Source organism: Streptomyces sp. NPDC001135 (genome assembly GCF_053598395.1).
Genome location: NZ_JBSFKD010000030.1, coordinates 98,689 through 119,135 on the forward strand (window position 1 = coordinate 98,689; position 20,447 = coordinate 119,135).

Here is a 20,447-nt window from a genome sequence, read left to right on the forward strand (position 1 = left end):
ACGACGAAAAGGGGTGGACATGGAGATCTCGGGCATCATCAGTGCCATCGTCATCGGGCTCGTCATCGGGGTCCTGGGGCGCCTGGTCGTCCCCGGGCGACAGCACATCGGCATCCTGTGGACCATCGTGGTCGGTATCGTGGCCGCACTGCTGGGCTCGGCCATCGCCGCCGGGTTCGGGGTCGCGAACACCAAGGGGCCCGACTGGATCGAGTGGTTCATCCAGATCGCCCTGGCCGCGGTGGGTGTCGCCGCGCTGGACCGGGCCCGGGTACGCCACTGACGCCGGCTTCAACTCGCGTACAGACAGGGGGTCGTGGTGCTCACCGCCTGGAAGCCGAGGCGCTCGAGGATCGGGCGGCTCATGGCTGAGGCGTCGACCTGGAGGTAGCGGTAGCCGTGGGCGGCGGCGACGCGGGCCCGGTGGGCGACCAGGGCGCGGTAGATGCCCCGGCCCCGGAAGGCCTCGACGGTGCCGCCGCCCCACAGCCCGGCGAACCGGGTGCCGGGCACCAGCTCCATCCGGGCGGCGCCGACAGGCTCGCCCCCGGCGAGGGCGACGACGGCGACGACCGTGCCGGGGTCGGCGTCCAGGCGGGCGAGCAGCCGGTGCCGCAGCCGGGTGCCGTCGGTGCCGAACGCCTTCTCGTGGACGCCCACGACGAGGTCGACGCCGGCCGGATCGGTGACCCGCACGAGACGGATGCCCGCCTGCGGTTCGGCATCCAGGGCGAGCCGGCCGGTCTCGCCGATCAGCAGCGTCTCCTCGGGCTCGGCCCGGAATCCGGCGGCGGTGAGCCGGGCACCGAGATCCTCCGGCCGGTCGTGACCGTACAGCTTCCACTCGAAGTCGCGACCGAGGCCCGTGAAGTGGGCGATCTGGTCCTGGATCACCCGGTCCGCGTTCGCCGCATTCAGGTCGGACCAGAGCACGCCGTTCCAGCCGTGCGCGTCCGCGACCTGGCGCACCACCGCACCGGTCCGTTCGATCCGGGCACCGGGGCCGTCGGGGGCCGCGTTCTCGCGCATGTCACGGTCGTAGCGGTCGAGCACCGCCGAGTGGTCCATGGGCCCAGCTCAGCAGGAACGCTCGGGCCCGGCAACGGGATTACCGCGGGTCATCCGGCCGTACGGCGGCCAGGTAGGCGCCGAGGCGGTCGCGGTTGCGGGCCAGGCAGTCGATGCGGGACTGGATGCGTTCGATGTGCCCCTGGAGCAGGGCGGCCGTCTCGGGGGTCACGCACTCGGCGGGCGGGTGGAGGTCACCGGGGCCGGAGAGGTACGGCAGGATCACGCGGATCATCTCGGTGGTCAGGCCGGAGTCCAGCAGGCCGCGGATCTGCTGGACGTCGGCGACCGCGGAGTCCGGGTAGCTGCGGTAGCCGTTGTCGGCGCGCTCGGGGTGGAGAAGGTCCTGTTCCTCGTAGTAGCGCAGCAGGCGGGTGGCGACACCCGTGCGACGGGACAGTTCACCGATGCGCATGCTTGCCTCCGCGCTTGACCTTCACACTGATGTCAGACTCCGACCATGGTCGCATGACCGTGTCCTCCACGTCTTCCCAGGTCAAGCACTATCCGCTGCCCTGGTCGGGGCTGCTGGCCCTGTCCTGCGCGGCGTTCACCGCCGTCCTCACGGAACTCCTCCCGGCGGGCCTGCTGCCCGCGATGGCGCCCCCGCTGGGCGTCGCCGAGTCCCGGATCGGTTTCCTCGTCACCGCCTATGCGGCGGCCTCCTTCCTGGCCGCGGTGCCCGTCACCGCGGCCCTGCGCAGGCTGCCGCGGCGGCCGGTGCTGTGCGGCGCCCTGCTGGGCTTCGCCGTCAGCAACGCGCTGGTGGCGCTGTCGTCGTCGTATCCGCTCACCTTCGCGGCGCGGCTGCTGGCCGGCGCGACGGGGGGCACGCTGTGGGCGATGCTGGCCGGTTACGCGGCCCGTATGGTGCCGGCCGAGCGGCGCGGACGGGCCATCGCGATCGTGCTCGCCGGTATCACCCTGGCCCTGTCGTTCGGTGTGCCCGCCGGTACCGCGCTCGCCGGTGCGGTGGGCTGGCGGGCGGCCTTCGGGACACTGGCCGCGCTCGCCGTCCTGCTCGTGGCCTGGATACGGCTCGGGGTGCCCGGCTTCCCCGGCGAACCCCCGCACGCGCGCGTACCGCTCCTCCGCGTCGCCCGGCGCCCCGGGATCCGCCCGGTGCTGTCGGTGACCCTGTTCCTGCTGCTGGGGCACCAGGTGATGTTCACCTACGTCGCCCCGTTCGCCCGGCATGCCGGGTACGGGCGTACGGGCCTGCTGCTGGCGCTGTTCGGGACGGCCACGGTGGCCGGGATCTGGGTCACCGGAGTCCTGATCGACCGGCATCCGCGCGCGACACTGCTCGCGGCGCTCGTCCTGTTCGCCGGGGTGCTGCTGGTGCTGGCCCTGGGCGCGCGGACGCCTCTGCTGCTGATCGGGGCGGTGGCCCTGTGGGGCGTGGCCTTCGGCGGGGCGCCGACGCTGATCCAGACCGCGCTGGTCGACGCCTCAGGGCCGGCCGAGGCCGATGTGGCGACCTCGTTGCAGACGACGGTGTACAACGCGGGTATCGCCGCCGGTTCGCTCACCGGTGGCGTGGCCCTGGACGCACTGGGCGCCGGAGCCCTGCCCTGGACCGCGCTGGTGCCCGCCGTTCTCGCGTCGGCGACGGTCGCGGCGTGCCGGCGGTACGCCTTCCCGGCCCGGCGACACGGCGTCGCCCCGAGGGCGGACGTACGGGCCGAGCCGGTGCCCTAGCGTGCCCCTCGGAGTGCCGCCGAGATGCCGCCGTTCGTCCGCGGCGGCACCTTCGTGGCGGGTCGCGCCCACGCGGCGGAACCGCGGGTCAACGGATCGGCCGGTCAGCCGAGTTCGAGGGTGGTGACGCCGAACACGCGGTCCTGGGCGTGCGGGCGGACGGGCCCGGTGTACATGCGCGCGGTCTCGAACGAGGCCCGGAAGCCGGCCCCTTCGGCGAGGGCGACACCCGCCTCGTTCGGCTCGGGCACGTCGATGGCGACCTCCTGTCCGGCGGCGTCGGCCGTGAGGGCGGCGAAGAGGGCGCGGGCGTCGTCGGCGGTGTCCGCGAAGAGGGGTCCGACGCGCAGGGTGTCCCGGCCGGGGCGGAGGACGCCGTAGCCGGTGAGGCGTGCGCCGTCGTGACGCACGAAGGTCCGGTGGCCGGGGCCGGTGAGCCACTCGGCGAGGAAGCGCGGACGGTCGGCCGGGTAGCAGGCACGGTCGTAGGCGGTGATCGCCGCGAGGTCGCCGGGACCGGCCGGACGGACACCCGCGGGTGTCCCGCCCCGCGGGGCGGTGCCGGTGAACCGGATGGTGCGGTAGGCGAGTTCGAACCCGGACTGGCGGTAGTTGTCCTGCTGGGCGACGACGCCGTCCAGGCCGACGGTCCGGTCGCCGGCGTGGGCGAGGGCGGTCTTCCAGGTGGTGAGGCCGTGACCGTGACCGCGCAGGTCGGGGCGGACGAGGTAGCAGCCCAGGAAGGCGTAGTCCGCGCCGTAGTTCACGACGGAGACGGCCGAGACCGGCTCCCCGTCGATGCGGCCGAGGAAGAACCCGCCGGGGTCCTGCGCGAAGAACGCGGGCCCGTCGGACAGTCCGGGATTCCAGCCCTCCGCCGCCGCCCACCCGGCGATCACCGGCCAGTCGGCGAGGGTGGCCTGCGTGACGACGAGGTCGTCGGGGGCCGCAGAGGTCATCGATGCGCTCCATTTCCGTCGGGACCGGACTGCCGTACCGCATCCTTCCGGATCAACGGGTGCGCGCGCCACGGCAAGATCAGCCGTTGCGCACACCCGGCTTGACTTCGCTTCGGTGGTCGTCGGCTCGGTCCTTCTCGCGGTCATCGCGAGTGTGGCCGTCACCTGGCGCGGCATGCGCCGGGCTGCCGCGGGGTCACGCCGGTGAACGCCTTCCGCAGGGGAAGCATCGTCGCCGTGACGAACAGCCCGAACAAGGTGATGGGCAACAGGCCGACCGGCTGCAGCAGGTGCACCGGGTCCCTCTTCACCCAGGACCAGTTGACGTACCAGTTGGCGAGGACGTCCGGCGCCATCACGCCGCCCGCCGCCCAGACGGCCGAGGGCCGCGTCCGCAGGGTCAGGACGACGACCAGGGGGTCGAGGACGACCAGGGCGACGAAGAACGCCTGCAACGGGACCGGGCCGAAGCCGGAGTAGGCGTGGATACCGCCCCGCGCCAGGCAGAGGGCGTGGGAGCAGGTCCCCTCCAGGAATCCGCCGGCGTACACCACGAGGGCCCAGCGCGCCGGGCGCGGCAGTGCCCGCCGGCGCTCGCGTATGCCGTCCGTCATCCGATCAACTTACCGCGCCCGGTGGCCCCGTCGGCCCGTGGGCGGTGCGGACCCCACCGGGCCGGTGTCCGGTGGGGCCTCTCCCCGGGTGGCGGTCAGCTGGGGCGACCGGAGCGGAAGCGGCGGTAGAGGGCCGTGCCCGCGAGGAGGAGCGTGGCGCTGCCGGCGACGGCGGGGGCCGTCACGTCCATTCCGGTGTGGGCCAGCGCCGCCGACTGCGCGACGGGGTGTGCGCGCGGGCTCGGATGGTGCTTCGCGGGGGTCGGCGGCTTCGGGGCCGGGGTGCGCGGGCGGCGGGGGGTGCCGGGCGCCTCGCCGTTGACGGACTGGTTGCCCACGGCCGGGTTGCCCGCCCCCACCACGTTGACGCTGTTGCCGCTGACGTTGACCGGAAGGTCCACGGGGAGCTGGACGTCGTTGCCGGACAGCACGCCGGGCGAGTCGTGCGCGCCGCCGTGGGCGGACGCCCCGCGGGACGTGGACGACCCGCCCTCGGCGGTGCCGCGGTTCGCGCAGGCGTTGCCGACGGCCGGGTTGAGCAGCCCCACCACGTTCAGGGTGTTGCCGCACACGTTGACCGGCACGTGCACCGGGAGCTGGATGCCGTTGCCGGAGATCAACCCGGGCGAGCCGGCCGCGGAGCCGTCGGCGCCCGCGCCGTCGGCCGCGAAGGCCACGGACACCGGCAGCGCCAGGGCCATCGCCCCGGATGCGGCGGCGACGGCGATCACACCGTTTCGGGTAGCCCGTCTCATAGGTTCCCTGCCTTCCAGACATCGTCGCGGGCACTCACCCGCACCACATAGAACGCAGGCGAACCATCCGAGTTATGGCTTATCGGTCTTTCACCCCGTCGAGCGACACTGTTATCGAACTGCATGTAAAGCCGCTCAATGATCGCCAACGGGCATGGAGGGCGCGAAGGGTACGGCACCGGACGCCGCCCCGCTCGTCCGGAGGCGGGCCCTGCGGGGCCCGCTTATGGTGAGTCGAGGGCGCCGTCCCCCGGTCCGCGACAGGCGTCCCGGGAGGCGATTCGATGCTGGCCAAGCTGTCCAGACGGCCCGCCGTGCGGCGCTGTGCGGGCGCCGGGGCCCTCGCCCTGGCCCTGCTGGGTGCCGGGCTGCCCCGAGCCGGCACCGACCGGCCGCAGCCGCAGCCCGACCTGTCCCGGTTCTACCGGCAGAAGGTCACGTGGGCGGCCTGCCAGGGCCCGGACATGCCGAAGGACCTCCAGTGCGCGAAGGTCACCGTGCCGCTCGACTACGCCCGGCCCCGCGCGGGCACCCTCGACGTGGCCCTCGCCCGGTATCGGGCGACCGGCACGTCACGGGGCTCGGTGCTGCTGAACTTCGGCGGCCCGGGCGGCGCGGGGATACCCGAACTCGCCTCTGACGCCAAAGAGTTCATGGATCTGACCAACGGCTACGACGTGGTCACCTTCGACCCGCGTGGCGTCGGCCGGTCCTCCCCCGTCAGCTGCGGCGAGGGCGGCGAGGAGGCCGCGGACGCGACGGGCGGCCACCCGGACCTCGCCCATCCGCAGGCGCTGCTCACGAAGTTGCGGAAGGCCGCCGACGAGTGCGCCCGGCACTCCGGTCCGGTGCTGCAGCACATCGGCACCGTCAACGCCTCCCGCGACCTGGACGTCATACGCCAGGCCCTCGGCGACAAGAAGCTCAACTACCTCGGCTTCTCCTATGGCACGCGGCTCGGCGCGGTGTACGCGGCGCAGTTCCCGGACAAGGTCGGCCGGATCGCCCTGGACGGCGTGGACACCCTGACCGAGCCGCTGTCCGAGCAGGGGGTGGCCGGCGCCCAGGGGGAGCAGACCGCGCTGGACGATTTCCTGGACTGGTGTACGACGGACGTCGCCTGTCCGTTCGGACAGGACCGGCGTACGGCCGGGGAGCAGGTGGCCGGGCTGGTGCACTCGCTCGACGCGAACCCGGTCCCGATGGACTTCGGCGGCACCTTCTCGGGACAGGACCTGGTGGGCGCCATCGGCCAGGCCCTCTACAGCAAGGAACTGTGGCCCGCCCTGGAGCGCGCCCTGGCCTCGCTGACGGAGAACGGCGACACGCGGGGCGTGCTGAACTTCGCCGACGGCGGCGCCGCTCCGCCCCGCCCAGGGCACCCCCAAAACGGTGGTCTCGTCGATCCGCAGAACGTCCCGGCGGACAACCTGGCGTCCGCCCTGATGGCGGTCAACTGCGCGGACGACCCCGACCGGCCCGACTCGGCCCAGGTCACCAGGGACCTCAGGAACCTGCGGTCCGCGTACGAGCAGGCCTCCCCGGTCTTCGGCCGCTACCGGCTGACCCAGCTGCTCATGTGCTACGGCTGGCCCAGGGGCACCGACTTCATCCGCGACCGGGTGAAGGACGTCCACTCGGCGAAGATGCTGCTCGTGGGCACGCGCGGCGACCCGGCGACGCCGTACCGGTGGACCGTGGAGACGGCCGCACGGCTCGGCCCGTCGGCCGTGGTGCTCGACAACAAGGGCGACGGCCACACCGGGTACGGCTCGTCCAAGTGCGTCCACCGGAAGGTCGACGACTTCCTGCTCTACGGCACCCTGCCGCCGAGCGGCAGCTCCTGCCCGGCGGACGGCGACGACTGGAGCAGCTCCGCGAGCACCGCCAACCGATGACAGTGGCGACGCAACCGGGTAACAGGTGCGAATCCGGCACAACCTCGCGCGCATCGCGGCCGTCACACTGGGCAGGCGTGCTCAGGCCGCCGCATCCCGTTACGTGACCAGGACAGGGGGAGCCCACCATGCGCATCCGCGCCGCCATCGCCGTACCCGCCGCTTCCGCCGCCACGGCGGTCCTGCTGCTGACCGCGCCGCAGAGCCAGGCCGCCACGGACCACGCCCGGCCGGTCCGCTGTGCCGAGACGTCGCTGACGGTCCGGGCGAAGGCCGCGGCCGGCGACCCGACCGTGGTGCGCATGAGCGTCACCAACCGCGGCGCCCGCGCGTGCGTCGTCGACCGCGTGCCCACGGTGACCTTCGGGAACCTGGACGGCGCCGCCCTGCCGACGCCGAAGGGCGCCACCGGCGGCTACCGGCTCGCGCCGGGCCGGACCGCCTACGCCGACGTGCGGACCATCGTCGACCCGGCGGACCGGGAGGCCCGCCGGGTGGGCACCGTGACCGTGGCCGCGTCGGCCGCGCACTGGGGCCGCTCCTTCACCGCCGCGCGGCTCGGCACCGGGAGGCAGGTCCTGGTGTGGGAGCCGGTGACGACGTGGTGGCAGCCCACGGCGGCGGCCGCGGACCGGGCCATCGGCCTCAGCTGAGCGTCACCTCGGGGGTGTAGAGCTCCAGCCACCGTGCGAGGTCCAGGGTGCGTTCCAGGCCTCGCCGTGCCGCCTGGGTGCCGACCGGCTCCTCGCGTTCGGCGGCCCGGCGGAGCCGGTCGCGGTCGACGAGGTCGAAGACCTGGTGGGAGGGCCGGGACAGCAGTTCCTTGGCCTGTTCCTGGAGGGCGCGGGCGTACCGCGGGTCCTGCGTGGACGGGTACGGGCTCTTGACCCGCTCGTACACCGAGCGCGGCAGGACGTCCGCGGCCGCCTCCCTCAGCAGGCTCTTCTCCCGCCCGTCGAAGGACTTCAACGCCCAGGGGGCGTTGTAGACGTAGTCGACCAGCCGGTGGTCGCAGAACGGGACCCGGACCTCCAGGCCGACGGCCATGCTCATCCGGTCCTTGCGGTCGAGCAGGGCGCGGACGAAGCGGGTGAGGTGCAGATGGCTCATCCGCCGCATCCGGTACTCGAAGTCGCTCTCGCCGTCCAGCCGGTCGACGGCGGCTGCCGCGGTGCGGTAGCCGTCTGCGACATAGCCCTCCAGGTCGAGGGACTTGGTGAGGTCGGCGCGCAGTACCTCGGCGTCGTCGCCCATCATCCGACCCATGCTGGACAGCCAGGGGAAGGTGTCGGCGCGCCGCGCCTCCTCGTCGAAGAACTGCAGGTAGCCGCCGAAGACCTCGTCGGCGGACTCGCCGGACAGGGCCACCGTGGACTTCTCGCGGATGGCGCGGAAGAGCAGCAGCAGCGAGGCGTCCATGTCGCCGAAGCCGGCCGGCAGGTCGCGGGCGCGGATCACCTGATCACGTACGGCGGGGTCGGCGAGGGACTGTGCGTCGAGGACGATGTCCTGGTGGTCGGTGCCCGCCAGTTCGGCCACGTCGTGCACGAAGGGCGTGTCGGGGGTGCCGCGCAGTTCGTCGGCGACGAAGTTGTCGGTCTGCCCGACGAAGTCGACGGCGAAGCTGCGCACCTTCTCGCCGTGCTCGCCGAGTTGCCGGGCGGCGATCGCGGTCATCGCGGAGGAGTCGAGGCCGCCGGAGAGCAGGGTGCAGCGCGGGACGTCGGCGACCAGCTGGCGGCGCACGATGTCGTCGAGCAGCGAGCGCACGGTGGCGATGGTGGTGTCGCGGTCGTCGGTGTGCGGGCGGGTCTCCAGCCGCCAGTAGACGCGGGTGGCCGGGCCGGAGCGGCCGACGGTGACGACCGTGCCGGGTTCCACCTCGCGCATGCCGTCCCAGATCGCGTGTCCGGGCGTCTTGACCAGGACGAACAGTTCCCGCAGCCCGTTGAGGGCGACCCTGCGGCGGGCGAGCGGATGGGCGAGGATCGCCTTGGGCTCGGAGCCGAACAGGACGCCGTCGGGGGTGGGGTAGTAGTAGAACGGCTTGATGCCCATGCGGTCGCGGATCATCACGAGCTTGTCGTGGCGGCCGTCCCAGACGGCGAACGCGTACATCCCGTTGAGCCGCTCGGCGACCGCGTCACCCCATTCGAGGTAGCCGTGCAGCACGACCTCGGTGTCGGAGTCGGTGGTGAGCCGGTGGCCGCGGCCCTCGAGTTCCCGGCGCAGCTCGGTGAAGTTGTACGCCTCTCCGGAGTACACCATGGCGACGGTCCCCTCGGCGGTGTCGAGGGACATCGGCTGCCGGCCGCCGGGGAGGTCGATGATCGCGAGCCGGCGGTGCCCGAGGGCGGCGGGCCCCTGGATCCAGGTGCCGCGGTCGTCCGGTCCGCGGCAGGCCATCGTCTCGGTCATCGCATGCAAGGTGGTGGCCTCGGTGGTGAGGTCACGGTCGAAGGAGACCCATCCGGTGATGCCGCACATGCGCTACCTCCTGCCTCCGGCGCGAGACCGGCTCCCCCGCTCACCTCGGCCTTCCCAGGTGAACCCGGGACCGGTCCGCAAACCAGTTGTACCTAGCACCTATATGACCAGCCTCCGGCAGTTGCCCGAGGCAGTCAACGCGGCGGTCACACGAACGGCCTCCGGCACCCCCTGATTCCGGCCGTTTTGTGCTCGCGCGACACCCCGCACGGCCGGTGCCACCGGGCCGGTGCCGTCAGGAACCGGCCACGGGCAAAAACTTCCTCAAACAGGCAAGGACTCAGGCCTTTTCGGTCAGGAACCGATCCAGTACGGCGGTCAGCTCGGCCGGCTTCTCCAACGGCAGCTCATGGCCCGCGTCGAGGATGCGCACGACCGCGTCCGGGTAGGCCTTGGCCATCCGGAGCATCTGCCGCACCGGCAGCTGGACGTCGTGGTAGCCGTGCACCATCAGGGTGGGCGTGCGGATCTCGCCGGCCCGGTCCAGGACGTCGAAGGCGCGCATCGCGCCGTACAGCGTCATCACGACCTCGCGGGGGGTCGCGGCGGAGGCGCGGATGTGCGCGCGGATCTCCGCACGCGGATGGCCGGGCGCGAAGGCGCGCTGGATGTTGGCGGCGACGAACAGCTTGTACGGCACGAGGGTGGAGGCCGCCATGAGCAGCCCCCGGCCGCGGCTGTACGTCATCCGGCCGATGGACCCCACCAGCGCCATCCGCTCCACCCGCTCGGGATGGGCCAGGGCGATGGTCTGCGCGATCATCCCGCCCATCGAGTGGCCGACCAGCACGAACCGTTCGACCTTCAGGTGATCGAGGAGGGCCAGGACGTCCTGGGCCAGTTCCGCGATGGTGCGCACCCCGGCCCCGGTGCTCTCGCCGTGCCCGCGCAGGTCCAGCCGGATCACCCGGCGCCCCGGCGAGAAGTGCGCGATCTGGTGGTCCCAGCGGTGCCGGTCGGCGGTCCAGCCGTGGACGAACACGAGGGGCACCTGCGGTGCGTCACGGGGACCCTCGTCGTCGTACGTCAGGGCCGCTCCGTCGAGTTCGAGCTGCGGCATGTCAGGCCTCCGGAGGTGCGCCGCGATCGGTTACTGGCCGGTACGGTAACGGTCCGCGGGGCCTCGCGTCACCGGGGTGCGCCAACGACGTTCACCGGGGCCTCGGGTCCGGATTACCCCGAATGCCGGACATGTGAATCCGACCTATCGTGCTGTCATGGAGCACGCACTGAGTCCCGCGACCCTCGCCGAACTCCGGCGCCCGCGTCCGTATCCGGCGGTGTCGGTGCTGACCCCGACGCACCGCCGCGAACCCGAGAACGGGCAGGATCCCGTCCGGCTGCGCAATGTGGTCACCGAGGCCCGCAGACGCCTGGAGTCCGACCCCGCCGTCACCCGCGAGCGGCGCAACGAGGTCGTGGCGCAGCTCGACCGGGCGCTGGCGGAAGTGGACCTGGCGCACGCCGAGGACGGCCTGGTGATCTTCGCCGCCCCGGGTGAGCACCAGGTGTGGTCCCTGGCCCGCACCGTCCCCGAGCGGGTGGTGCTCTCGGACACCTTCCTCACCCGCAACCTGGTCGCCGCACAGGCCGCCGGACGCCCGTTCTGGGTGCTGTCGGTCTCCGCGGACCGCGTCACCCTGTGGAGCGGCGGCGACGACCGTGTGGTGCAGGACCTCTCGGGCGGCTTCCCGCTGGAGCGCAGGCAGGAGAACTTCGATCCCGAGCGCCAGATGCGCACGGGCGGCCTGCCGAGCACCTTCAGCGACGAGGGCACCCGGCAGTTCCTGCGCGAGGCGGACACCGCCATGAACACGATCCTGCGCGACCAGCCCCGGCCGCTGTACGTCACCGGCGAACAGGCGGCGCTGTCCCTGCTGGACGAGGTCGGCAGCGTCGCCAAGGCGGCGGTCCACGTCCCGCACGGCGGCCTCGCACACGCCGGTCCCGAGGCGGTGTGGCAGGCGCTGCGGCCGGTGCTGGACGCCGAGGCCCGCAAGGGCACCATGGACGTGGTCCGGGAGCTGACCTCGGCACGCGGCCACCGGACCTACGCGGCCGGTCTGGACGAGCTGTGGCAGAGCGCCCGCGAGGGCCGGGTCCGGCTGCTCGCCGTGGAGGAGAACTTCCGGGCGACCGTCCGCGACCTCGGCGAGCATCTGGTGCCGGCCGAGTCCGGCGACCTGGACGCCCGCGAGGACATCGTGGACGAGATCGTCGAGCAGTGCCTGGAGACCGGCGCCGACGTCCGCTTCGTACCCGACGGCACGCTGGCCGACGCGAACGGGATCGCCGGAGTGCTGCGGTACTGAAGCCGTCCCCCGGCGGTGGCACTCCCCCGGAACCGGCGGGCCCCGGGGCGGCGCTCCCTGCGCGGCGTACGCTACGGCGTGATCGTCCGCGTAAGGGAGCGCACGCATGGGTGACCTGCTGGGAGTGGCGGTACTGGGTGCCGGGCACATGGGGGCCGACCACATACGACGTCTCGACCAGGTGGTCAGCGGAGCCAGGGTAGCGGCGGTGGCCGACCCCGACGTCGAGCGCGCCAAGGAGGCCACGGCCGGCCTCGACGGGGTCACCGTGCACGCGGACCCGGTGGCCGTGCTCGACGCGCCCGCAGTCGCCGCCGTGCTGATCGCCTCCCCCGGACCCGCCCATGAGGAGGCCCTGCTCGCCGCGTTCGCGCGCGGACTGCCGGTCCTGTGCGAGAAGCCCATGGTGCCGGACTCCGCCGGTGCCTTGCGGGTGGTGGAGGCCGAAGCACGGCTGGGCCGCCGGCTGGCGCAGATCGGCTTCATGCGCCGCTACGACGCCGAGTACCGCCGTCTGAAGGCGCTGCTGGACGGCGGCGGCCTCGGCCGGCCCCTGATGCTGCACTGCACCCACCGCAACGTCTCCTCCCCCGGCCGGTTCACCAGCGCCATGCTGATCAACAGCTCCGTCTCGCACGAGATCGACGCGGCGCGCTGGCTGCTCGGGCAGGAACTGACGGCGGTGACCGTGCTGCGCCCCACGCCGTCCGCCGGTGCCCCCGAGGGCCTGCTCGACCCGCAGTTCGTGCTGTTCGAGACCGAAGGGGGCGCGCTGGTCGACGTCGAGGTCTTCGTGAACTGCGGCTTCGGATACCAGGTGCGCTGCGAGGCGGTGTGCGAGAAGGGCAGCGCACGGATCGGCGACGGGCACACCATGGTGGTCACCAGCGCGGGCAGCGCCCGCGAGGAGGTGGCGCAGGACTACCTCGTCCGCTTCGCCGACGCCTACGACCGCGAGGTGCAGGCCTGGGTCGACGCCACCCGGCGGGGCGAGGTCACCGGTCCGACCGTCTGGGACGGATACGCGGCGTCCGCCGTCGCCGAGGCCGGGGTCCGGGCGCTCGAGACCGGCGGCCGGGTGGCCGTCGGCCTCGCCCCGCGCCCGGACCTGTACACCGCGTTCAGCCGCTGACGCTCGCGGCGCCCGTCTCCAGGTGACCGGTGAACCGGCGCGACCAGGTCGCGTCGGAGTCGACGGTCACCGTGAAGTCGTACCAGCCGTTCTGGTACGCGACGGCGTTGAAGAAGTCCTCCGTCGAGGCACCCGCGGCGACGGTGTACGTCCAGGGGCCGTCGCCGCGGTAGTGGTGGGATGTGATCGTGAACTTCACCGACGACGTGCCCGAGTTGGTCATCTTGAAGTAGAGGGCGAGCTTGCCCGTGCCCGGCTCGACCGCGTACCGGGTGCTCACCTCCGCCGCCTTGCCGGCCTTGGTGGCGTCGCCCTGGAAGCGGCGCAGGAAGCGGTTGGGGCCGACCATGGTGAAGTCGTACTTGCCGCCGCCGAAGCCCGTGCCGATGTTGAAGGAGTCGGAGGCGGTGCCGCCCGCGTCCACCGTGTACGGAAAGGGGGTGGTGTCCCGGTAGGCGTTCGGGTGGAGGGAGAAGTGGGCCGCGCGGGAGGCCGGGGTGCCCTGGTTGGTCATGGTGAACCAGGCGAGGATCTTGCCGGCGGCGCCGAACTCCAGGCGGTCCAGGTATCCGCCCGGCTGGTAGGGCAGCGCGCGGGCCGGACGGGTGCCGGGCTCCTGGGCGGGCAGGGCGTTGTCCGTCGGCACCGGGTTGGGCAGCGGGCCGCAGGTACCGATGCCGATGACGCCGGTCGCGGGCAGGGAGACCGGGCCGTGGACCGGGTTGGCGAAGTCGAAGACGCCGGTGAGGTCGCCGCTGACCTTGCGCCGCCAGTCGCTGATGTGGGGGCACTTGGCGGGCTTGCCCAGGGCGGCGGTCCAGGTCTCCAGGAAACGCAGCACCGAGGTGTGCTCGAAGACCTCCGAGGAGACCCAGCCGCCGCGCGTCCAGGGCGAGATCACGATCATCGGGACCCGGAAGCCGAAGCCGTACGGCACGCCGTTCAGGAACTCCCCGGCCGTTCCGGCGGGCGGGGCCGGCGGGGGCACGTGGTCGAAGTAGCCGTCGTTCTCGTCGTAGTTGAGGAACAGGACGGTGGAGTCGAAGACGTCCTGGTCGGCGGCGAGGGCCTGGTAGACGAGGCTGACGAAGTGGGCGCCGTCACCGGGCGGGGCGTAGGGGTGCTCGGAGAAGGCCTGGTTGGGGACGATCCAGGAGACCTGCGGGAGGGTGCCCGCGACGACGTCGGCCTTGATGGCCGCGGCGATGTCGTCGGGGGTCGAGCCGGTCGTCCTCGGCACCGAGGACATGCCGCGGTCGTACAGCGGGTCGCCGGCCTTGGCGTTCGCGAAGTTCTTGAAGTAGGCGCAGCCGTTGTCGCCGTAGTTGTCGGCCGCGTTCTGGTAGACCTTCCAGGTCACTCCGGCGGCCTGCAGCGCCTCGGCGTAGTTCTGCCAGGTCAGGCCGGACTCGTCGCCGCCGTCGTAGGAGGAGGAGTCGACCTTGCCGCTCCACAGGTAGGTGCGGTTGGGGCCGGTCGCGCTGAGCGCGGAGCAGAAGTAGGCGTCGCAGATGGTGTAGTTGTCGGCGAGCGCGTAGTGGAACGGGATGTCGGAACGGTCCAGGTAGCCGAGCGAGCGGACGTTGCCGACACCCGCGACCCAGTTGTCCATGCGGCCCTTGTTCCAGGCCGAGTGCTGCGAGGACCACGAGTGGGGCAGGTCGCCGTTGCACTGGGCCAGGGTCTCGCCGTCCGCGCCGCCGGCCGACGGTGTCGCGCTGAGCTTCCACGGGTACTGACGCCCCGTCCCGTTCGGCTGGTTGAAGACCGGGTAGCCGCCGCCGAGGGTGATGCCGCTGCGGTCGTCGAAGCCGCGCACCCCTTTCAGGCGGCCGAAGTAGTGGTCGAAGCTGCGGTTCTCCTGCATGAGGATCACCACGTGCCGCACATCCTTGATCGTGCCGGTCGCCGTGGTCGCGGCAGCCGCCGCCATGGGGGTACTGCCCAGAGCGAGCGCGTGCGAGCTCTCGGGGAGCGCGCCGGCGCCCAGCGCCGCACCCGCCGCCACGGAGGCGCCGAGCCCCACGAAGCCTCTTCGGCTGATCGGTGTCATTGGCCCCGTCCTCGTCACCGGAGTGCCCCTGCGGCACACCGCGCGCCAGGGTGCCCGCGGTGGTGCTCGGGGTCCATACCGGTGCGATGAGGCGGAGATGAACAGAAGCCGAAGTGGTCCGGAGTTCCCCTCATACCCCGCCGAACAGGGCGCTCAGCCCCCGCTCCACCACCCCGGCCACGTCCTCCTGCCCGGCCGCCACCACCGCGTAGGTGCGCAGCAGGAAGCGGCGCAACGCCGAGGCGGGGAACTGCAGCAGAGCCAGGCCGTGGGGCGAGTGGAACTCCACGACGGTCCGGGTGCGGCCGTACGGCCATATCTGTACGTCCCCATGGCCGGCCGGAGCCCGCAGCCCCTGGTCGAGCAGGGAGCGCGCGAAGACCCAGGTGACCTCCTCGCCTTCCAGGGCGGCCTCGGCGGGGAAGTCCACGCGGACGGCCAGGGGGTCGTCCGTGGTGTAGCGCAGCGTGGCCGGCACGGGGATCTCCAGGTCGTCGGCGGTGATGAGCCGGGCCTGCGCGGGCTGTTCGACTGTGATGGCGTCCATGCCCTTATGGAGTCTTCGCGGGCGCCTCGCATGCCGCCAAATCCGGTCAGAATTCGACGTGTACAAGACGATCGAAGCCCGCACGAACACAGGAACGACGAACAAACGGCTGAGCGCCGACGGAAATCGTCCGCAATTAGGCAACTCCCGTAGTCCACCTACGACTTGAACCGTCCATCGCGTACACCATTTATATGCCGGGATCGCTCCGGGAAGACTCTGGCATATGCCGAAAGCACCACCGTATCGTGTGTTGCCAAATCCCTTACGGGGCGTCGCGGGCTGTGCGAGAGTCGTAACGGTCCCCCCGTCCCTCCCGGCCGTACCGTCCCCCATCGGAGTGCGTCATGCCGTCCCCAGTCTCCGCGGACCACCCAGCCGCCCAGCCACCCGGACGCGGCTCGGTCGAGGAGTTGATCACGCAGACGCGGCGGCTCAAGGGCGACGTGGACGCCGTACGGCGCGACACCCGGAGCGACGGTGCGGACCCGGAGGAACGCTGGCAGCGCGCCCTGTACGACCTGGCCCTGCACCAACTGGACGACCTGGACGCCCACTTGGCCCAGCTGCGGGACGGCCCCGAGACCGCGCCCGCCGCCCCGGCCGGACCCGTCGAGGCGCCCGGCGGGCCGGCCTCCGGCCCGGGCGGCTCGCTGCTCAGCCGGGTCGGCAGCGCGGAGTGGAACCTGCTCACGGACGAGGCGACCTGGTCCGGGGAGCTGTACCAGATCCTCGGCCTCACCCCGGCCGCCCCCGCCCTCACCCTGGACGAACTGCCCTCGCTGGTCCTGGAGGAGGACCGGTCGAAGCTGACCGCGATGGTCACGGACTGCCTGGTCGACGCCAAGCCGATCGACGGCGAGTTCCGGATCGTCCGGCCCGACACCTCCGTGCGGACCGTGCACATGATGGGCGAGCCCGTGCTCGGCGCCGACGGCAGCACGACCTCCATGTGGGCCGTGCTGCGGGACGTCAGCGAACTGCGCCGCTGCCGGCGGACGGTGCGCGAGACCCGTGACTCGCTGCAGCACCACCGCCGGCAGGAGCAGACCGAGCACCGGATCGCTGCCGAGTTGCAGGAGGCCGTGCTACCGCCCTGGCGCGGCTCCCTGCGGCTCCCGCACCAGGGGCCCCGCACCCTCGACCTCGCCGCCCGCCGTCTGACCGCGACGGCGACCACCCCGCTCGGCGGCGACTGGTACGACGCGCTGGAACTGTCCGACGGCGAGACCCTCCTCAGCGTCGGCGATCTCACCGGGCACGGGGTGGCCGTCGCCACCGGCATGGCGACGCTGCTCGGTGCCGTGCGCGGCATGGCCCTGGCCGGCGCTTCACCCGGTGAACTGCTCGGTCTGCTCAACCAGTTACTCGACGCCACCGTACAGCCCGCCCTCGGCAGCGCCGTCTGCTGCCGCTACCGGCCCGACACCCGCACCCTGGTCTGGGCGCAGGCAGGACACCCCGCCCCGCTGCTGTACCGCGACGGGACGGGGCGCGTGCTGAACGCACCCGACGGCGTCCTGCTCGGCGCCACCTCGGGTGCCGTCTACGGGCAGGCCGAGGCGACCCTGGAACCCGGTGACCTCCTCCTGCTGCACACCGACGGGGTGGTGCCGGGGCACAGCTCGGCCGACGCCGTGGACCGCCTGCTCGACCTCGCCCCGCGGTTCGGCGCGGCGCGCACCGCGCAGGACTGCGTGCGCACGGTGGTCGAGGAGTTCGGCGGAGCCGGACGCGAGGACGACGCCTGCGTGCTCGTCGCCCAGGTCACCGCATGAGCTGAACGGCGGGTTGCGTGAGGCGGTAGGTGAACCGGCGCACAGGCCCTGGGCCCGTGCGCTCACGCCTGTGCGCTGCTGCCGCCCTTGCCCCGCGGTTTGGGCAGGGCGAGCCGGATCTCCTCCCGTAGTTCGTGGATCTTCGGATAGCCGGCGTACTCCGCGGTCAGCCGGTACATCTGGCGCAGCCGGTCCCAGGTGCGACGGGAGGAGTTCGACCCCATCGACATCAGGGCCAGCCGTGCGTAGCGGTCGGCCTGTTCGGGGTCGTCGGCGAGGAAACAGGCCGAGGCCATGGAGAGATGGTCGAAGATCTTCGACCGCTCCCGGCCGTCGACGCGCAGGGCCAGGGCCTTCTGCGCGTAGTGCTGGGCGTGCACGGCCGCGGCCGGGTCGAACTCCGCCAGGGTGCGGTAGGCGAGGGCCTGCATGCCGTACAGGTCCTCGTCCTTGAAGGTCTGCATCCAGTCCGGTGTCCGCGCGTCCTGGCGGTCGGAGATGAACAGGTCCTCCGCCTGGCCGAGGGTGCGGCGCATGGCCTGGCCCTTGCCCATCGACGCCTGCGCCCAGGCCTCGATGGTGTGGAACATCGCCTTCGTGCGCGGCTGCAGACGCTCGCCGGCGCCGGACTGGGCGAGCTTCATCAGGTCCAGCGCGTCGTCGGGCCGGCCGAGGTGCACCATCTGCCGGGCCGCCCGGGACAGGGCCTCACCGGCGCGCGGCCGGTCCCCGCCCTCGCGGGCGGCATGGGCGGCGATGACGAAGTACTTCTGCGCCGTGGGCTCGAGGCCGACGTCGTGTGACATCCAGCCCGCGAGGACGGCGAGGTTGGCCGCGACGCCCCACAGGCGTCGCTGGAGATGGGGTGGGTGGTGGTAGGCGAGCATGCCGCCCACCTCGTTGAGCTGGCCCACGACCGCCTTGCGCTGAAGCCCGCCGCCACGGGCCGCGTCCCAGGCGCGGAACACTTCGACCGAGCGCTCCAGTTCCTCGATCTCCTGCGACCCGATGGGGGCGGCCTCGTAGCGGTCGAACCCAGCGGGGTCGGCGTGCAGGGGATCGTCGAGGACAGGGGCGTCGGCCTTCAGGGTGGGGTCGGTGTGCAGCCAGTCGTACATGGCGCTGCTGAGTGTGGATCCCGCGGCGAGCGCGGCACCCGCGCCCACCAAGCCGCGTCGGTTGAGCATGAGGTCCATTCCCGTGAATTCGGTGAGGACCGCGGCGGTCCGTTCGGGCGCCCACGGCACGCCGTCGGGATGTTCCTCGATCCCGTCGCCCTGCCGTTTCCCCGCACGCCCGTGCCGCACCAGACCGAGGTCCTCGATGGTCACGACACGGCCGAGACGCTCGGTGAACAGAGCCGCCAGCACCCGCGGTACGGGATCGCGCGGGATCTCTCCCATGTCGATCCATCGACGCACCCGGGAGGTGTCGGTCGACAGCTGGGGATGGCCCATGGCCGCCGCCTGCTTGTTGACCAGCCTCGCGAGTTCGCCCTTGGACCAGCCGGCCAGGCCGAACAGGTCCGCAAGACGGGTGTTGGGTTGTCCGCTCACGTCAAGCCCCCAGGTTCTCGGCTGAGTTGACAGTAGCCCCGTGGAGGTTGCCGGGCGACTATTCGCCAGGGTTCGCCAGGGTCCGCCAGATGGTGTGCCACTGGGCATCGGGTGTCGAGTAGGAACGCGCCACCCCGACCCGGTCGCAGCTCGTCACAGCTCGGCCTCGCCGGGCTGTCGGATGCATTCCCCAGGGTGCACCCGTGCGGCCGGGCCGGGCAGGCGCACGCTCGCAGTGCATGCGATCGGAGTACGGGCTCCTCGAGCGACCGGCCCCCGCGCATGTGCGCCGAGCACGGAACCACAAGGCAGGCACCGCAGGCACACGAAGGGATCTGTATCTCCCATGTACGCAGCATCGTCCTCCGTGTCCGCCCCGCCACGGCCGCTGCGCTCCCGCCCGGCGGGCGGCGGACCGTACCTCGACCCGGTGGCGCGACCGGGCGGACCCGTGCCGGTCGCCGGCCGGCCACGGCGGCTCCCGGGCCAGCCCGGCACCCAACCGCTGAGCGGGAGACTCGACTTGTCCGGCCCCCAGGGCGCGCAGCTGCGCACCGCGATCGCCTCGGTGCACCGGATCTGTCCGGAGTTCGCTCCGGTGCAGGTGTTGCGGCGCAGCGGACGGTCCGTCCTCCTCGTCGGGACGACAGGGCGCAGCACGGCCGTGGCCAAGTGTCTGCTGGACCACTCGCCCGCCTGGGCCGAGCGGTTCCGTCACGAGATAGCCGCATACCGCTCGTTCGTCCGGCACCGGCCACCGGTCCGCGTGCCCCGGCTGATCGCGGCGGACCCGGACAACTGCACACTGGTGATCGAGCGTTCGCCGGGCCGGGTGGCGGCGCTGCAACGGCATCCGGCCGAGGCGCCGCCCCGCACGGACATCCGGGCCGCGCTCGGCGCGATCTGCCGGGTGAACGCCTGGCGGCCCCCGGCGGGCACGTTCGAGATGCCGCTGGACTACGGCGCCCGGATCTCCCGGTACCACGAGCTGGGACTGCTCACCGACCGGGACCTCGGCGACCTGCAGAAGCTGCTGCACGGCATCGCGCACGAGGTGGGCCGCCACGGCATGCTCCAGTTCAACCACGGCGATGCCCTGCTCTCGAACATGCTTCTGTCACCGGCCGGTCCAGTGCTGGTGGACTGGGAGCACGCGGGCTGGTACCTGCCGGGGTACGACCTGGCGACGCTGTGGCTGGTCCTCGGGGACGCGCCTGCGGCCCGGCGGCAGATCAGCCAGATCGCCCAGTCGGCGGGCCCGGCCTCCCGGGACGCCTTCCTGGTGAACCTGATGCTGGTGCTGACCCGGGAGATCCGTACGTACGAGACGGCCGTGCAGCGTTCGATGCACGAGATGGTCCCGGTGGCACCGGGCCCCGCCCAGCCGGGTGCCGCGCCGTCAGGCGAGGAACAGCGGCTGCTGCTCAGGCGGCTGCACGACGACTGCCAGATGGCCCGCAAGGCCGTCCGCGCGGCGGTCGGCACTCGCTGAGGCACGGAGGTCCGCGGTGCGCCAGAGCGGCGGCGCACCGCGGACCTTCGTATGTCCGGGCCTGCGGGGCGTCACTGGTGTACGCCAGTGACGCC

General features: G+C 72.4%; 18 protein-coding genes. 8 read left to right on the forward strand and 10 right to left on the reverse strand.

Annotation, left to right across the window (positions count from 1 at the left end; translation table 11 throughout):
* The first annotated feature begins 19 nt into the window (after window positions 1-19).
* Window positions 20-283 carry a GlsB/YeaQ/YmgE family stress response membrane protein gene (locus tag ACWC94_RS30870; RefSeq protein WP_450800518.1) on the forward strand — a complete coding sequence of 88 codons (264 nt, stop codon included), beginning with the start codon at window positions 20-22 and terminating at the stop codon, window positions 281-283.
* Window positions 284-291: 8 nt separating this feature from the next.
* On the opposite strand, the gene ACWC94_RS30875 is transcribed toward ACWC94_RS30870, so the two are convergent.
* Complete coding sequence (locus ACWC94_RS30875) at window positions 292-1,068, reverse strand: GNAT family N-acetyltransferase (RefSeq protein ID WP_450800519.1); 777 nt, start codon at window positions 1,066-1,068, stop codon at window positions 292-294.
* A 40-nt stretch (window positions 1,069-1,108) separates the two neighbouring features.
* The gene (locus ACWC94_RS30880; RefSeq protein WP_450800520.1) at window positions 1,109-1,483 is read right to left on the reverse strand and encodes a MerR family transcriptional regulator; all 375 of its coding nucleotides are present in this window, start codon (window positions 1,481-1,483) and stop codon (window positions 1,109-1,111) included.
* Window positions 1,484-1,536: 53 nt separating this feature from the next.
* On the opposite strand from ACWC94_RS30880, the gene ACWC94_RS30885 reads away from it, so the two are divergent.
* The gene (locus ACWC94_RS30885; protein WP_450800521.1) at window positions 1,537-2,769 is read left to right on the forward strand and encodes an MFS transporter; all 1,233 of its coding nucleotides are present in this window, start codon (window positions 1,537-1,539) and stop codon (window positions 2,767-2,769) included.
* 104 nt (window positions 2,770-2,873) lie between these two features.
* Here ACWC94_RS30885 and ACWC94_RS30890 read toward each other — a convergent pair whose 3' ends face one another.
* The 3 genes from ACWC94_RS30890 to ACWC94_RS30900 form a co-directional block, all read right to left on the reverse strand.
* Complete coding sequence (locus ACWC94_RS30890; protein WP_450800522.1) at window positions 2,874-3,728, reverse strand: GNAT family N-acetyltransferase; 855 nt, start codon at window positions 3,726-3,728, stop codon at window positions 2,874-2,876.
* Window positions 3,729-3,889: 161 nt separating this feature from the next.
* A complete protein-coding gene (locus tag ACWC94_RS30895) occupies window positions 3,890-4,342 on the reverse strand; it encodes a hypothetical protein (RefSeq protein WP_450800523.1) in 453 nt (150 codons plus the stop codon).
* 95 nt (window positions 4,343-4,437) lie between these two features.
* A complete protein-coding gene (locus ACWC94_RS30900) occupies window positions 4,438-5,073 on the reverse strand; it encodes a chaplin (protein WP_450800524.1) in 636 nt (211 codons plus the stop codon).
* Between the two features lie 308 nt (window positions 5,074-5,381).
* On the opposite strand from ACWC94_RS30900, the gene ACWC94_RS30905 reads away from it, so the two are divergent.
* Together ACWC94_RS30905 and ACWC94_RS30910 are read left to right on the forward strand one after the other, a co-directional pair.
* Window positions 5,382-6,995: an alpha/beta hydrolase gene (locus tag ACWC94_RS30905; protein ID WP_450800525.1), complete on the forward strand. Its 1,614-nt coding sequence runs from the start codon at window positions 5,382-5,384 to the stop codon at window positions 6,993-6,995.
* 128 nt (window positions 6,996-7,123) lie between these two features.
* On the forward strand, window positions 7,124-7,648 hold the full coding sequence (locus ACWC94_RS30910) for a DUF4232 domain-containing protein (protein ID WP_450800526.1): 525 nt from the start codon (window positions 7,124-7,126) through the stop codon (window positions 7,646-7,648).
* Here the strand turns inward: ACWC94_RS30910 and asnB are convergent.
* On the reverse strand, window positions 7,641-9,482 hold the full coding sequence (gene asnB, locus ACWC94_RS30915) for an asparagine synthase (glutamine-hydrolyzing) (RefSeq protein WP_450800527.1): 1,842 nt from the start codon (window positions 9,480-9,482) through the stop codon (window positions 7,641-7,643). The two genes, ACWC94_RS30910 and asnB, sit on opposite strands and share 8 nt — an antisense overlap.
* 280 nt (window positions 9,483-9,762) lie before the next feature.
* Complete coding sequence (locus tag ACWC94_RS30920; protein ID WP_450800528.1) at window positions 9,763-10,542, reverse strand: alpha/beta fold hydrolase; 780 nt, start codon at window positions 10,540-10,542, stop codon at window positions 9,763-9,765.
* 157 nt (window positions 10,543-10,699) lie between these two features.
* Between ACWC94_RS30920 and ACWC94_RS30925 the strand changes: the two genes are divergently transcribed.
* Window positions 10,700-11,794, forward strand: coding sequence for a baeRF3 domain-containing protein (locus ACWC94_RS30925; RefSeq protein WP_450800529.1), 1,095 nt, complete (start codon window positions 10,700-10,702; stop codon window positions 11,792-11,794).
* Window positions 11,795-11,900: 106 nt separating this feature from the next.
* A complete protein-coding gene (locus tag ACWC94_RS30930; RefSeq protein ID WP_450800531.1) occupies window positions 11,901-12,926 on the forward strand; it encodes a Gfo/Idh/MocA family protein in 1,026 nt (341 codons plus the stop codon).
* On the opposite strand, the gene ACWC94_RS30935 is transcribed toward ACWC94_RS30930, so the two are convergent.
* Complete coding sequence (locus ACWC94_RS30935) at window positions 12,916-14,979, reverse strand: phosphocholine-specific phospholipase C (protein ID WP_450800533.1); 2,064 nt, start codon at window positions 14,977-14,979, stop codon at window positions 12,916-12,918. The genes ACWC94_RS30930 and ACWC94_RS30935 overlap by 11 nt on opposite strands.
* Window positions 14,980-15,109: 130 nt before the next feature.
* Window positions 15,110-15,526, reverse strand: a complete 417-nt coding sequence (locus tag ACWC94_RS30940; RefSeq protein WP_450800535.1) for an SsgA family sporulation/cell division regulator — start codon at window positions 15,524-15,526, stop codon at window positions 15,110-15,112.
* Between the two features lie 347 nt (window positions 15,527-15,873).
* On the opposite strand from ACWC94_RS30940, the gene ACWC94_RS30945 reads away from it, so the two are divergent.
* Window positions 15,874-17,304, forward strand: a complete 1,431-nt coding sequence (locus ACWC94_RS30945) for a PP2C family protein-serine/threonine phosphatase (RefSeq protein ID WP_450800537.1) — start codon at window positions 15,874-15,876, stop codon at window positions 17,302-17,304.
* Window positions 17,305-17,366: 62 nt separating this feature from the next.
* Here ACWC94_RS30945 and ACWC94_RS30950 read toward each other — a convergent pair whose 3' ends face one another.
* Window positions 17,367-18,860 carry a DNA-binding protein NsdB gene (locus ACWC94_RS30950; RefSeq protein ID WP_450800539.1) on the reverse strand — a complete coding sequence of 498 codons (1,494 nt, stop codon included), beginning with the start codon at window positions 18,858-18,860 and terminating at the stop codon, window positions 17,367-17,369.
* Window positions 18,861-19,206: 346 nt separating this feature from the next.
* Between ACWC94_RS30950 and ACWC94_RS30955 the strand changes: the two genes are divergently transcribed.
* Complete coding sequence (locus ACWC94_RS30955; protein ID WP_450800541.1) at window positions 19,207-20,352, forward strand: aminoglycoside phosphotransferase family protein; 1,146 nt, start codon at window positions 19,207-19,209, stop codon at window positions 20,350-20,352.
* Window positions 20,353-20,447: the final 95 nt, after the last annotated feature.

Bases quoted from the DNA above. Each gene is read 5' to 3' on its own strand.
- ACWC94_RS30870 (WP_450800518.1), top strand. From the start codon at position 20: ATGGAGATCTCGGGCATCATCAGTGCCATCGTCATCGGGCTCGTCATC.
- ACWC94_RS30875 (WP_450800519.1), bottom strand. From the start codon at position 1,068: ATGGACCACTCGGCGGTGCTCGACCGCTACGACCGTGACATGCGCGAG.
- ACWC94_RS30880 (WP_450800520.1), bottom strand. From the start codon at position 1,483: ATGCGCATCGGTGAACTGTCCCGTCGCACGGGTGTCGCCACCCGCCTG.
- ACWC94_RS30885 (WP_450800521.1), top strand. From the start codon at position 1,537: ATGACCGTGTCCTCCACGTCTTCCCAGGTCAAGCACTATCCGCTGCCC.
- ACWC94_RS30890 (WP_450800522.1), bottom strand. From the start codon at position 3,728: ATGACCTCTGCGGCCCCCGACGACCTCGTCGTCACGCAGGCCACCCTC.
- ACWC94_RS30895 (WP_450800523.1), bottom strand. From the start codon at position 4,342: ATGACGGACGGCATACGCGAGCGCCGGCGGGCACTGCCGCGCCCGGCG.
- ACWC94_RS30905 (WP_450800525.1), top strand. From the start codon at position 5,382: ATGCTGGCCAAGCTGTCCAGACGGCCCGCCGTGCGGCGCTGTGCGGGC.
- ACWC94_RS30910 (WP_450800526.1), top strand. From the start codon at position 7,124: ATGCGCATCCGCGCCGCCATCGCCGTACCCGCCGCTTCCGCCGCCACG.
- asnB (WP_450800527.1), bottom strand. From the start codon at position 9,482: ATGTGCGGCATCACCGGATGGGTCTCCTTCGACCGTGACCTCACCACC.
- ACWC94_RS30920 (WP_450800528.1), bottom strand. From the start codon at position 10,542: ATGCCGCAGCTCGAACTCGACGGAGCGGCCCTGACGTACGACGACGAG.
- ACWC94_RS30925 (WP_450800529.1), top strand. From the start codon at position 10,700: ATGGAGCACGCACTGAGTCCCGCGACCCTCGCCGAACTCCGGCGCCCG.
- ACWC94_RS30930 (WP_450800531.1), top strand. From the start codon at position 11,901: ATGGGTGACCTGCTGGGAGTGGCGGTACTGGGTGCCGGGCACATGGGG.
- ACWC94_RS30935 (WP_450800533.1), bottom strand. From the start codon at position 14,979: ATGACACCGATCAGCCGAAGAGGCTTCGTGGGGCTCGGCGCCTCCGTG.
- ACWC94_RS30940 (WP_450800535.1), bottom strand. From the start codon at position 15,526: ATGGACGCCATCACAGTCGAACAGCCCGCGCAGGCCCGGCTCATCACC.
- ACWC94_RS30945 (WP_450800537.1), top strand. From the start codon at position 15,874: ATGCCGTCCCCAGTCTCCGCGGACCACCCAGCCGCCCAGCCACCCGGA.
- ACWC94_RS30955 (WP_450800541.1), top strand. From the start codon at position 19,207: ATGTACGCAGCATCGTCCTCCGTGTCCGCCCCGCCACGGCCGCTGCGC.